This is a genomic window from Klebsiella sp. CN_Kp088, assembly GCF_040064335.1.
Taxonomy (GTDB): domain Bacteria; phylum Pseudomonadota; class Gammaproteobacteria; order Enterobacterales; family Enterobacteriaceae; genus Klebsiella; species Klebsiella aerogenes.
The window spans coordinates 45,713-59,002 of record NZ_JBEAIQ010000031.1; the positions used below are offsets into that span (position 1 = coordinate 45,713).

Genomic DNA, 13,290 nt, shown 5'->3' on the forward strand with positions numbered 1-13,290 from the left:
CGGTTATTTTACCTGCTCAAGCGCAGTACAGAGTTGTTTTGCGGCAAGGATAATACGTGGGCCCGCGCGTTCAAACCAGTCGCTATGTAAGGCGATGAGCGAAATTGTGAGCTGATTTTGCCAATAGCGGTCCACGGCGGGAATTTTATCAGGATCGCCGGTGATGACGATCGCCTGCGGATGCCGTGACAGCACCTGTTCGCGGCTGACCTGCGGCCAGGGAACGCGGCTGGCGGCAAAAATATTTTCCCCACCGCACAGGCTCAATACTTGATTCTGGATCGAGGCGCTGTTGCTGGTGAACAGCGGGTTGGCGCCAAACTGCAGAAATACGCGTTTTTTCGGCGCGTTGGCATAGCGGGCTTTTAGCGCAAGGTAATCGTCTTGCATCTTCTGGGCAGCCTGACGAGCTGTTTCCGGCTGTGGGCTCCACGGCGCTAGCATCTGCAGAGCATGGATGATTTGCTCAATCGAACCGGTTTCAACCCAGATAACTTTGATTCCCAGCGAACTGAGCTGATTCACCTGACGTTCGGCATTGCCGCCGCGCCACGCCAGTACCAGATCGGGCTTCAGAGCGACAATACGTTCAAGGTTCATTCCCTGCCAACTGGCGACTTGTTCGATTTTCGCCGCGGCGGGAGGGTAGTCGGAATAACTGCTGACGCCGACCGGCGTAATGCCGGCAGCAAAGGCCAATTCGGTGTTGGCCGGGGAGAGCGTCACCACCCGCGGCGCGGCGAAAAGCCACGCCGGGGCGAGTAACAGCAGGGCGGTTAACGCCTTCTGTAGCGACTTAGCCACGCGCCAGGTTCTGCACCAGGTTTTCCACCATCAGGGTGGACTGCTTGGCGGCGACGGCGAGGAACTCGTCGAAGCTAAGATGCGACTGCTGGTCAGCGACGTCAGAGATTGCGCGCACCACCACAAAGGGAATGCTGAAGTTATGGCAGACGTGGGCGATGGCGGTCGCTTCCATTTCTACGGCAACGGCCTGCGGGAAGTTGTGGCGGATTTTCGCCAGCCCTACCGAGCCGTTGATGAATGCGTCGCCGCTGACGATCAGCCCACGAACGGCGTTGAGATTCAGCGCCTTAATGCAGGTTTCCGCGGCGGCAATCAGTTTGTCATCAGCTTTGAAACCCGCCGGACAGCCAGGCAGTTGGCCGTATTCGTAGCCGAACGCGGTGACGTCGGCATCATGATAACGCGCTTCGTCAGAGACCACGATGTCGCCGACTTTCAGCGTCGGCGCTAACCCGCCCGCGGAACCGGTATTGATAATCACATCCGGCTTGCAGCGCTCCAGCAACAGGGTGGCGCCCATGGCGGCTGCCACTTTACCGATGCCGGATTTCAGCAGAGCAACCTCGGTACCGTGAAGTTGGCCGGTATAGATTTCGCTACCACCGATAGAGATAGTCTGGCGGTTCTCGATTTTGTCGCGCAGAAGGGTAACTTCTTCTTCCATGGCGCCAATAATGCCAATTTTCATAGATTTACTCGCGATGTGTCAGGATTAGCTGCATAGTCTATCATGCGCTTAAGGGGAAGCGTATTGCTCGCGCGGGAGAGGCTATGGCAAATATTGATTTTCGCAACAAGATTCACTGGCGTCGGCGCTACCGTTCGCCGCAGGGTGTAGAGACGGAACGCGAGATCCTGCGGGTGTTTGAAAGCGATCGCGGGCGCATTATCAATTCACCGGCCATCCGGCGCCTGCAGCAAAAAACCCAGGTCTTTCCACTTGAGCGTAACGCGGCGGTTCGCACCCGGCTCACCCATTCGCTCGAAGTCCAGCAGGTCGGGCGCTACATTGCCAAAGAGGTGCTAAGCCGCCTGAAAGAGCAAAAGCTGCTGGAATGCTACGGTCTGGATGAACTGAGCGGCCCGTTTGAAAGCGTGGTGGAGATGGCCTGCCTGATGCACGATATCGGCAATCCGCCATTTGGCCATTTTGGCGAGGCGGCAATTAACGATTGGTTCAGCAAACGGCTGGCGCCGAAAGATGCCGCCAGCCAGCCGTTAAGCCAGGATCGCTGCCAGGTTGACGCGCTGCGTCTGCACGATGGCGAAGGGATGCTCAACGAACTACGGCGTAAGGTGCGTCAGGATTTGTGCTGCTTTGAAGGCAACGCTCAGGGCATCCGTCTGGTGCACACGCTGATGCGTATGAACCTGACCTGGACCCAGGTCGGCTGCATTCTGAAATATACGCGGCCGGCGTGGTGGCGGGGAGAGACGCTTGCCAGCCATAGCTACTTAATGAAAAAACCTGGTTATTATTTAGCCGAAGAAGAGTATATCGCGCGGCTGCGTAAAGAATTGGATCTGGCGCCTTACAATCGTTTTCCATTAACGTGGATTATGGAAGCTGCCGATGATATCTCATATTGCGTTGCTGACCTCGAAGATGCGGTAGAAAAACGAATATTCAGCGCGGAGCAATTGTATCAGCATCTGTATGACGCGTGGGGCACTCATGAAAAAGGATCGTTGTTCGCCCAGGTTGTAGAAAACGCGTGGGAGAAATCGCGCGCAAATTCACTGAGCCGCAGCACTGAAGATCAGTTCTTTATGTATTTACGGGTTAATACGTTGAATAAACTGGTGCCTTATGCGGCGCATCGGTTTATCGAAAACTTACCGGCTATTTTTAGCGGCGATTTTAATCATGCGCTGTTAGAGGACGACAGCGATTGTAGTCAGCTACTTGAACTTTATAAAAACGTCGCCATAAAACAGGTGTTTAGTCATCCTGATGTTGAACAGCTGGAATTACAGGGCTATCGGGTTATCAGCGGTCTGCTGGATATCTACGAGCCGCTACTGAAATTATCGCTGGAGGAGTTCAGCCAATTGGTGGAACAAGATCGGGTACGCAGTTTGCCTATTGCTTCGAGGTTGTTCCAGAAACTTTCGACCCGACATCGGTTGGCTTATGTGGAGGCGGTAAATAAGCTTTCGCGTGATGCCGAAGAATATCCCGTGCTGGAGTATTATTACCGCTGTCGATTGATTCAGGACTATATCAGCGGAATGACGGATTTGTATGCGTGGGATGAATATCGCCGTCTGATGGCGGTGGAATAAGTCTGAGTTTTGTAAAGACGGACAATAAATTTTTACTTTTACCGAAACTTAACTCTGGAACTTCGCGCTATAAAATGACTCTGAGAGTGCGTACACAGCAACTTTTTCGTTATCCGAAATTTGAAATTGAGATTGAAACCTATGAAAAAAACCACGTTAGCAATGAGTGCTCTGGCTCTGAGTTTAGGTCTGGCGTTGTCCCCGCTCTCTGCGAGCGCGGCTGAAACGGCTTCCTCGGCGACCACTGCGCAGCAGATGCCGAGCCTGGCGCCGATGCTGGAAAAAGTGATGCCGTCTGTGGTGAGCATCAACGTCGAGGGCAGCACGACTGTTAACACGCCGCGGATGCCGCGTAACTTCCAGCAATTCTTCGGTGACAACTCGCCGTTTTGCCAGGATGGTTCGCCATTCCAGAGCTCTCCATTCTGCCAGGGCGGCGGTCAGGGCGCGCCTGGCGATAACGCGCAGCAGCAGAAATTTATGGCGCTCGGTTCCGGGGTAATTATTGATGCGGCCAAAGGCTACGTGGTGACCAATAACCACGTGGTCGATAATGCCACCACGATTAAAGTTCAGCTGAGCGATGGCCGTAAGTTCGATGCGAAAGTCGTCGGTAAAGATCCGCGCTCCGACATCGCGCTGATTCAAATTCAGGATCCGAAAAAACTGACGGCGATTAAGCTTGCCGACTCTGACGCGCTGCGCGTCGGCGACTACACCGTGGCGATCGGTAACCCGTTCGGCCTCGGCGAAACCGTGACTTCCGGTATCGTCTCCGCATTGGGCCGCAGCGGCCTGAACGTGGAAAACTATGAAAACTTTATCCAGACCGATGCGGCTATTAACCGCGGTAACTCCGGCGGCGCGCTGGTGAATCTCAACGGTGAACTGATCGGTATCAACACCGCAATCCTTGCTCCGGACGGCGGCAACATCGGTATCGGCTTTGCTATTCCGAGCAACATGGTGAAAAACCTGACCGAGCAGATGGTCAAGTTTGGCCAGGTGAAACGCGGCGAACTGGGGATCATGGGTACCGAGCTGAACTCCGAGCTGGCGAAGGCAATGAAAGTTGATGCCCAGCGCGGCGCGTTTGTAAGCCAGGTGATGCCGGGCTCTGCGGCGGCGAAAGCGGGTATTAAAGCTGGCGACGTGATTACCACCCTGAACGGCAAGCCGATCAGCAGTTTCGCGGCGCTGCGTGCGCAGGTCGGTACGATGCCTATCGGCAGCAAAGTCGAGCTTGGCCTGCTGCGCGACGGCAAGCCGGTCAACGTTACCGTTGAACTGCAGCAGAGCAATCAGAACCAGGTTGACTCCAGCAGCATCTTTAACGGAATTCAAGGCGCGGAAATGAGCAACAAGGGCCAGGACAAAGGTGTGGTGGTGAGCAACGTGAAAGCGGGCACGCCAGCGGCGCAGATTGGTCTGAAGAAAGGCGACATCATTGTCGGCGCTAACCAGCAGCCGGTGAAAAACATCGCTGACCTGCGCAAAATCTTCGATGCAAAACCGTCCGTACTGGCGCTGAATATTAAGCGTGGTGATACCTCTATCTACCTGCTGATGCAATAATCTATCAGCGCGCATAAGCCCCTTTCCCGTGCCGGGAAAGGGGCTTTTTTTATTCTGCCCGCAAGTTCTGTGATTCCCCCCACAACTCCATACTTCTCTGTCACGCTTTGTGCATATGCACAGTGCGTAGTTTCAGACACTCTTTTATGCTGATGCCCTGCTCAGGGGAGGGTTACATGGCTGGCTGGCATCTTGATACCAAAATGGCGCAGGATATCGTGGCGCGAACGATGCGCATCATTGATACCAATATTAACGTAATGGATGCCCGCGGGCGCATTATTGGCAGCGGCGATCGTGAGCGTATTGGTGAATTGCACGAAGGCGCGCTGCTGGTGTTGTCGCAGGGGCGGGTGGTTGATATCGATGATGCGGTCGCTCGCCATCTGCACGGCGTGCGTCAGGGGATTAACCTGCCGCTGCGTCTTGAAGGGGAAATCGTCGGCGTTATCGGATTAACCGGCGAGCCCGAATCGCTGCGTAAGTATGGTGAGCTGGTGTGTATGACCGCGGAGATGATGCTCGAACAGTCGCGGCTGATGCATCTGCTGGCGCAGGACAGCCGCCTGCGTGAAGAACTGGTCATGAACCTGATTCAGGCGGAAGAAAATACCCCGGCGCTTAACGAATGGGCGCAGAGACTGGGCATCGACCTCAATCAACCACGGGTGGTGGCGATGATTGAAGTTGATAGCGGCCAGCTTGGCGTCGATAGCGCGATGGCGGAACTACAGCAGTTGCAGACAGCGCTGACCACGCCGGATCGCAACAACCTGGTGGCGATTGTCTCGTTGACCGAGATGGTGGTATTGAAACCCGCGTTAAATGCCTTTGGCCGCTGGGACGCCGACGACCACTGCAAGCGCGTTGAGCAACTGATTGCCCGTATGAAAGAGAACGGCCAGCTACAGTTCCGCGTTGCGTTAGGTAATTTCTTTACTGGTCCGGGCAGTATCGCACGCTCTTATCGGACCGCGCGTACGACGATGATGGTAGGGAAGCAGCGGATGCCGGAAAGCCGCAGCTACTTTTATCAGGATCTGATGCTGCCGGTGCTACTGGATAGCCTGCGCGGCGGCTGGCAGGCCAATGAGCTGGCGCGCCCGCTGACGCGGCTGAAGGCGATGGATAACAACGGCCTGTTGCGCCGCACCTTGCAGGCATGGTTTCGTCATAACGTGCAGCCGTTGGCCACCTCAAAGGCGCTGTTTATTCATCGTAATACCCTGGAGTATCGGCTCAATCGCATTTCGGAACTAACCGGATTGGACCTGGGAAGTTTTGACGACCGTCTGCTACTGTACATTGCATTGCAGCTGGATGAGCAACGCTGACACACTCCCGCCTCAGGCGGGAGTGGAAATGACGGATTACAAGCGCTGCAGCCCGCGGGTTGTCACTTGCCAGGTGACGGTATTGGGTTGTTGCCAGCTATTGCCATTGAGTGGATTAATAATAACGGAACGATTTCCCGCTTCGGCATGGAAGACTTCAATGGTATAGCCCTCATCCAGGATGGCGGTATCAACATAGTCGCCAAGCTGCGACGATCCTTTAATCGACTGGCGATACACCACCGAACCACGCGTATTGTAGACATTGACCGTGGCGTAAGTGGTCGTAAAGTGCTTATTCGGTACCACCGCATTGGCGCTAAAGGTCAACGCGCCGCTGCCAATATCCATCTCCATCCCGGCAAAGCAAACATCATCATCGCCAAGCAGTTGCCAACTGAAGCGATCGCCATACAGTGCGGTGGCCTCCTGAGTTTCCTCTTCTGTATCAGTGGCTTCCTCATCCGGCTTATCAGGAGTGAGCGTATAGACTTCGAGGCCCGCTTTCACCACGCGCCAGCGATTATGCTGTGTCAGCGTGACGGCGTTCTGCGTCGTGCCATTAGTGGCGCTGGAGCGGAATGGTTCATCATGGAAAATATCGATGATCATTCCTTCCGCGAGGGCGATGGTTTCACTGCTTGCCAGATTGTTGGTAGCGCCAGCGTAGCTACGTTGATAGACGACCGCATCGTCCTCGGCGGTAACCGTAATGCTGGCATAGGTATGGGTGGTGTAATACGAGTGCGGTGTGCCGGCCCGTGTCGCGACCGTCATTGCGCGTTGTTTATTATCGATAACGACCTGGCAAAACTCGTTATTGCCCTGGCCGCGGAGATTGAGCGTCACGCTTTTGCCCGTTAGCTCGCCCGGATCGTTATTATCCTGAGGCAGGACATCGGCATACGCTTTAAGCAGTTCACTGCGCCGGGGCTCTTCAATATGGGGGAGCATCAGCCAAAGATCGTTTTTACAGACGCACTCTTCCTGCGCTACCAGCGAGGGCTGAGTACGGATAGCCTGAGCGTTATGCTCGAAAATCGCCTCTAAGTCATCCGCCGGACTATTGCCGAGAATAAAGTTATACAGACCATTATCATCAATGCGTATCAGTTGGTATTTCTCACGCGCAACCAGCGTTAAATATCCCGGTGAGGTTTTCAGCCGTCCCGGCTCCATGTGGGTGATATATAAGTGATAGTGAGGGCTGAATGGAATAATCACTTTACCCGTCGCGCAGTTGGTGCCGGTCATCTTACGCTCAAACACTTTTTCACCGTTGGCGGAGAGTACACTGACTGCGGCATACAATGTCTCGGGGTAGTAGCTGTGCGGGGTGGCACTGGTCACATTGAGAATAAGCTGCTGGTTTTCGTAATCAACATCCAGGTGGGCAAAAGGCGCATCGCTATAACCTAAAAAGGAGATCGTCACGTTACGTTCGCTGGTATCGTTTTGCTGAACGTAGTTGACGGTGACCGTATTGGCGCCTTCTTTTACGGTGATATAGCTGATATCCGGGCGATATTTTTGCGAGCGGCCTTTAGGCAGTTCGACCTGATACACGCCGATTGGCATGTCCTTCAGGGTCAGGACGTCACTATTAATCACCAGTGAATAATGGTTGCCGCAATTATCCTTGATAGCCAGCGTCTGACCGTAAATTTGCTCCGGGCGATCGATATTCAGCGTCAGGGTCAGCGCCCCCGTTTTGCCTAATATTGCCAGCTCGCTGTTATCCACCAGCCAGAAGAAGGAATCCAGCCCTAACTGTTGGCGCGCGCTATCCCATTCGCTTTGCGGCAGAAAACGATACAGCGGATAGAGCGGTTTTGTCGCCAGCGAGACGATATTTTCCCGGGTGGCGTTTTTCAGCGTTAAACCGCAGAGCTCGATAAACGGCGTCACATCATATCCCGCGGAGGTAGCGATGGCGGTTGCCAGCATATCGGCAAGCTGATGATCCGACGGCTGGAAGCTCTCGCTATTGGCAAGTTGGCGATAGTTCTGATTAAAGGTGCGGAAGGATGCGATACCGGCTTTGAATAACATCAGCATCAGGAATTGCAGGCGAGAACGCAAACCCCAACTGGTGACCGGCGTCTTGTCGGTAATATAGTTTATCAGCTGTGCTTCCTGCGCGGCCAGTTGCCCATAGTTGTATAACCAGCCATCGGTATACAGATGATTATCCTGACTCAGCGTGAGCTGTTGATAGAAGGAGGCGTAAATATTGTTCCACACTTCGCTGACGGAAAGCGTGGGATCCTGCATAAATTTACCCTGATAGCCGTGGCCGATTTCATGCAGGATAACCCACTGCGTGGCGACGTTATCCAGCCAGCCTTCGCCAACCGTTGAGGCGGTCTGCGCGCACCAGTTGGTATTATAATAAGCCGAACCGACGCCATGTTTATCCGCCCGCAAAAAGTAGCGGTTGGCAACGTTCTGATTCCATTGCGAATCGGGATTTTCGCTTAGTCCGGCCCAATCGTTATAGCTGGTGAAAAGGTGGTTATAAAAACGGTGTAACGACGCTAATCCCGCTTTCATCGCGTTGTCGCGGTCGGCGTAGGGCAACAGCAGATTGATAACATCCAGATCCACCAGCGCGAAAGACGATTTATTATTCTCCCAATCCAGGAAAAACGTCTCTTCAGACTGTCCTGATTTCCAGCTGGGGAGCGGTTTCGTCGCCGCGGGTTGTTGGTAAATCACGGAGAACTCGCAGGGGCTGTCGGTAAACAACGTATCGACAAACGGCACAGAATCGACGGTGGTGCTAATCGTTGTCCAGTTGGTGGTCAGAGCGCTGGATTTTTCCACTGCGCTATCATCACACATCAGGCGCAGGGTCGAGATGCCGTTGCTGAGATCGGTTTGCCGAATTTTCAGCACCGTATTGGCGGGCAGAATAAAGCCCAGCGCCTGACGATCGTGTTTTCGTCCTTTCTCAAAACCCGCCTTATCCAGCCAGGTGGCGGATTGTAGGGTGTAACATTTTTGTTCAATTTCCTGTGTCATAGCTTGACCTCCTTTTAGGTGGAAATTGAACATAAATGAATTTAAAAAATAAGTAATTCATATAGATACGTTGATGATGGGAAATGATGTTAGTGAGGGATAACTGAGTTTTGCTGTTAGCGAAGATGATCTACGGGTGACAAAATTGAGGATGGAGTCGGGGAAGAGGGCCAGTAGCTGGCCCGTAGCAGGCGGATTTATTTGCGCGTCAGTTTTTCCAGATCGGCTTCAATTTCACTGATCTTATTGGTGACGACGCTTTCCAGATGGCGTAAATCGTCAAGGATCTTACGCTTGAGGTCGATTTCAGTACGATCGCGCTGGCAGAGCTGATCCAGTTCGTCGATGACATAACGCAGGTTCGGACTAATCTCCTGCACTTCTTTGTAGCCCTGACCGACGCCGTCGGCGACCACGGTTTTACGCTGGCGTGGGTATTTAAACTTCACGCTTTTAGCGAAGAATTCGCCTTTATCTTTCTGGAAATAGATCTTCAGGATGTCGTTGTTAGCTTCCTGGCGCAGGCTATAGCGATCGATTTCATCAGGATTGGTAATGCCAAGACTTTTCAGATTATCGTACATAACGGTACCTTTGATATCATCATAACCATTGAATAATTAACGAAAAAATTCATCTTCGCCAGCGTCAGATATAAAAAAAGCGGGATATCTCCCGCTTTTTGTTCTGCTTAGTCGATGGTACGCAGCAGTTCGTTGATACCGACCTTACCGCGGGTCTTCGCATCAACCTTTTTCACGATCACCGCACAGTACAGGCTGTATTTGCCATCTTTCGACGGCAGGTTGCCGGAAACGACAACCGAGCCCGCCGGCACGCGGCCGTAATGGACTTCGCCGGTTTCGCGATCGTAAATTTTGGTGCTCTGGCCGATGTACACGCCCATGGAGATCACCGCGCCTTCTTCAACGATAACGCCTTCAACGATTTCAGAGCGCGCGCCGATGAAGCAGTTATCTTCGATGATGGTCGGGTTAGCCTGCAGCGGCTCGAGAACGCCGCCGATACCGACGCCACCGGACAGGTGAACGTTTTTACCGATCTGCGCGCAAGAGCCGACGGTGGCCCAGGTATCAACCATGGTGCCTTCATCAACATAAGCGCCGATGTTGACGTAGGACGGCATCAGCACGGTATTACGCGCGATGAACGCGCCCTGGCGGACTGCCGCCGGCGGCACTACGCGGAAGCCTTCTTTCTGGAAGCGTGCTTCATCGTAGTCGGCGAATTTCATTGGAACTTTATCGAAGTAGCGGCTTTCCGCACCATCGATAACCTGGTTATCGTTAATACGGAAAGAGAGCAGTACCGCTTTCTTCAGCCATTGATGCGTCACCCACTGACCGTCGATCTTCTCAGCGACGCGCAGCGCACCGGAATCCAGCAGGGCAATAACCTGGTTAACCGCTTCGCGGGTGACGGTATCCACATTTGCCGGCGTGATGTCGGCGCGACGCTCAAAGGCGGACTCAATAACGTTCTGTAACTGCTGCATTGTTTCTTTCCATTCACTTAAAAAAAATACGTTACCCTTTATCGTTTGGATTGAGGGCCTCTGTCAACCGTTGTTGCACTTCTTGTTGCAGCTCATTATTAAGGGCACGCCGGTCGGCGGTGGCGATTATAAATAAATCTTCTACTCGCTCGCCAATTGTCGTAATTCGGGCTCCGTGAAGCGAAATCCCGAGGTCGGCGAACACCTGACCGACGCGGGCGAGCAGCCCTGGCTGATCGAGCGCAATGAGCTCAAGAAATGATTTCCGGTCGGTATGGGTCGGCAGAAAATTCACCTCAGTGGCGACGGAAAAATGACGTAGTTTAGCCGCCTGGCGACGCGGGGCCGGCGGCTCCCAACTGCGTTGAGTTATTGTCTGCTCAAGACCGTGGCGAATCGCCTCGTGGCGATCGGCGGAAAGCGGGCTGCCGTCGGGTTCAAGGACGATAAAGGTATCCATCGCCATGCCGTCGCGGGTGGTGAAGATCTGCGCATCGTGAACGCTGAGGTTGCGCCGATCCAGTTCGCCGCAGACGGCGGCGAACAGGTAAGGGCGGTCCGGGCTCCAGATGAAGATCTCGGTGCCGCCGCGGGTGGCCCGCGAACTCAGCAGGATCATCGGTTTACTGAGATCGTGCTTCAGCAGGTTGCGGGCGTGCCAGGCGAGCTGATTCGGCGTATGCCGCACAAAGTAGTTCGCCCGGCAGCGGTTCCAAATCTGGTGCAGCGCCTCTTCATTGATATTGTCCATGCGCAACAGCGCCAGCGCCTGCAACTGATGGTGGCGTACCCGTTCACGCATATCCGGCGTGCTCTGCATACCGCGGCGCAGCTGTTTTTCGGTGGCGAAATAGAGCTCGCGTAGCAGGCTTTGCTTCCAGCTGTTCCACAGCGTTTCGTTGGTGGCGCAGATATCGGCGACGGTCAGGCATACCAGATAGCGCAGGCGATTTTCCGTCTGTACCTCTTCGGCGAACTGTTTAATCACCTCCGGGTCCTGAATGTCGCGGCGCTGGGCGGTTACCGACATCAATAGATGCTGGCGTACCAGCCAGGCGACCAGCTGCGTCTCCCGCGAATTGAGCCCGTGGAGCTCGGCGAATTTCAGCACGTCTTCGGCGCCGAGAATCGAGTGATCGCCGCCGCGGCCTTTAGCGATATCGTGAAACAGGGCGGCGATGAGGATAAGTTCAGGATGGGCCAGCCGCGGCCACAGCTCAACGCACAGCGGATGGCGGCTGCGGGTCTCTTCTTTCGCGAAGCTTTCCAGCTTTAACAAGACGCGTATGGTGTGTTCGTCGACGGTATAGGCGTGAAACAGGTCGAACTGCATCTGACCGACAATATGCGACCACTGCGGCATATAGGCCCACAGCACGCTGTGGCGATGCATCGGCAGCAGGCCGCGGCTCACCGCGCCCTGATGGCGCAGCATGCTGAGGAAGAGAGTTCGCGCCTCCGGGATATAGCACAGCGGCTGCGTCAGGTGGCGGCGCGCGTGGCGCAGGTGACGCAGAGTAGTGGAGTAAATGCCGGTGATGCTGCTGTTGCGCACCATAATAAAGAACATCCGCAGAATTGCCTGCGGCTCGCGCATAAACAGGGTGTCGTCACGCAGGTCTATCAGGGTGCCGCGCAGTTGGAAATCATCATCAATAGGCCGCGGTTTTTCGTTCTCGGTTAGCGCGAGGATCGCCTCATCAAACAGCTGCAGTAGCATGTTATTGAGTTCACTCACCCGACGCGTGACGCGGAAGAAATCTTTCATCATGTGTTCGATCGGCTGATTACCTTCGCCTTCATAGCCGAGGCGGTGGGCGACATTCAGCTGACGATCGAAAAGCAGGCGGTTATCGTAGCGATTCACTTCAAGATGCAAAGCAAAACGGATGCGCCAGAGCTGGTGCAGGCACTCATTAAGCTCGTTGCGCTCGGCTTCGGTGAGGAAGCCGAAGCCGACCATTTCATCAAGCGAGGTGGCGCCGAAGTGGCGGCGGGCCACCCACTGCAGGGTATGTATATCGCGCAGGCCGCCGGGGCTGCTTTTGACGTCCGGCTCCAGGTTGTAACTGGTGCCATGGTAGCGCTGGTGGCGAACATTCTGCTCTTCAACCTTGGCGGCGAAGAACTTTTCCGACGGCCAGAAGCCGTCGCTAAAAATATGTTTTTGCAGTTCAAGAAACAGCGCGACATCGCCGATGAGTAGGCGGGATTCAATTAAGTTGGTGGCGACGGTAAGATCCGAAAGCCCTTCGAGCAAACACTCTTCGAGGGTGCGCACGCTGTGGCCGACTTCGAGCTTAACGTCCCACAGCAGGGTCAGGAGCTCGCCGACCTTTTGCGCCTGCTCGTCCGGCAGCTTTTTACGGCTCAGAATCAGCAGGTCGACGTCGGAGAGCGGGTGCAGCTCGCCGCGGCCATAGCCGCCAACGGCCACTAGCGCCAGGTCGCAGACGGATTCAAAACCATAGTCGACCCACAGCCGCTGCAGCAGCTGGTCGATAAACTCGGTGCGCGCCGCGATGAGCTGCTCTGCGGCGATGCCGTTATCAAATGCCTCTCCGAGCCAGTGCTGGAAGGTATCGATGTGCGCCTTGATTGCGGCACAGTTCAGATCGCCCTGCGGCCAGTTCACCGGATGTTCCGGCGGGATGGGCAGAAGAGGGGAGGCTGTGTCAGGTAAAGAGTTGCTCATCGCGTCACCATAAGAAAAAACTATCTAATAAAAAAGCCGGCGGGCGCCGGCTT

Annotated in this window: 9 protein-coding genes; 3 read left to right on the forward strand and 6 right to left on the reverse strand. The window is 54.5% G+C overall.

Annotation, left to right across the window (positions count from 1 at the left end):
• Positions 1-3 precede the first annotated feature (3 nt).
• Together btuF and mtnN are read right to left on the reverse strand one after the other, a co-directional pair.
• Entirely contained in the window at positions 4-804 is an 801-nt protein-coding gene (gene btuF, locus ABLV08_RS20085) for a vitamin B12 ABC transporter substrate-binding protein BtuF (RefSeq protein ID WP_015704438.1), read from the reverse strand.
• The gene (gene mtnN, locus ABLV08_RS20090) at positions 797-1,495 is read right to left on the reverse strand and encodes a 5'-methylthioadenosine/S-adenosylhomocysteine nucleosidase (RefSeq protein WP_015704439.1); all 699 of its coding nucleotides are present in this window, start codon (positions 1,493-1,495) and stop codon (positions 797-799) included. Before mtnN ends, btuF begins: the two co-directional genes overlap by 8 nt.
• A gap of 83 nt (positions 1,496-1,578) precedes the next feature.
• Here mtnN and dgt point away from each other — a divergent pair, with 83 nt between their 5' ends.
• The 3 genes from dgt (at position 1,579) to ABLV08_RS20105 (ending at position 6,002) form a co-directional block, all read left to right on the forward strand.
• Complete coding sequence (gene dgt / locus ABLV08_RS20095; RefSeq protein ID WP_047057284.1) at positions 1,579-3,093, forward strand: dGTPase; 1,515 nt, start codon at positions 1,579-1,581, stop codon at positions 3,091-3,093.
• Between the two features lie 141 nt (positions 3,094-3,234).
• Positions 3,235-4,668, forward strand: a complete 1,434-nt coding sequence (degP, locus tag ABLV08_RS20100; protein WP_348856207.1) for a serine endoprotease DegP — start codon at positions 3,235-3,237, stop codon at positions 4,666-4,668.
• A 176-nt stretch (positions 4,669-4,844) separates the two neighbouring features.
• On the forward strand, positions 4,845-6,002 hold the full coding sequence (locus tag ABLV08_RS20105; RefSeq protein WP_015368175.1) for a CdaR family transcriptional regulator: 1,158 nt from the start codon (positions 4,845-4,847) through the stop codon (positions 6,000-6,002).
• A 36-nt stretch (positions 6,003-6,038) separates the two neighbouring features.
• Here the strand turns inward: ABLV08_RS20105 and ABLV08_RS20110 are convergent, their stop codons facing one another.
• The 4 genes from ABLV08_RS20110 to glnD all read right to left on the reverse strand — a co-directional run bounded on the left by ABLV08_RS20110 (position 6,039) and on the right by glnD (position 13,237).
• A complete protein-coding gene (locus ABLV08_RS20110) occupies positions 6,039-9,026 on the reverse strand; it encodes a putative mucin/carbohydrate-binding domain-containing protein (protein WP_063411255.1) in 2,988 nt (995 codons plus the stop codon).
• Positions 9,027-9,223: 197 nt separating this feature from the next.
• A complete protein-coding gene (locus ABLV08_RS20115) occupies positions 9,224-9,610 on the reverse strand; it encodes a DUF3461 family protein (protein WP_015368173.1) in 387 nt (128 codons plus the stop codon).
• A 107-nt stretch (positions 9,611-9,717) separates the two neighbouring features.
• The gene (dapD, locus tag ABLV08_RS20120; protein ID WP_015368172.1) at positions 9,718-10,542 is read right to left on the reverse strand and encodes a 2,3,4,5-tetrahydropyridine-2,6-dicarboxylate N-succinyltransferase; all 825 of its coding nucleotides are present in this window, start codon (positions 10,540-10,542) and stop codon (positions 9,718-9,720) included.
• A 31-nt stretch (positions 10,543-10,573) separates the two neighbouring features.
• Positions 10,574-13,237 (reverse strand): bifunctional uridylyltransferase/uridylyl-removing protein GlnD, encoded by a 2,664-nt coding sequence (gene glnD / locus ABLV08_RS20125; RefSeq protein WP_020079581.1) that lies wholly within the window; start codon positions 13,235-13,237, stop codon positions 10,574-10,576.
• Between the last annotated feature and the right edge of the window lie 53 nt (positions 13,238-13,290).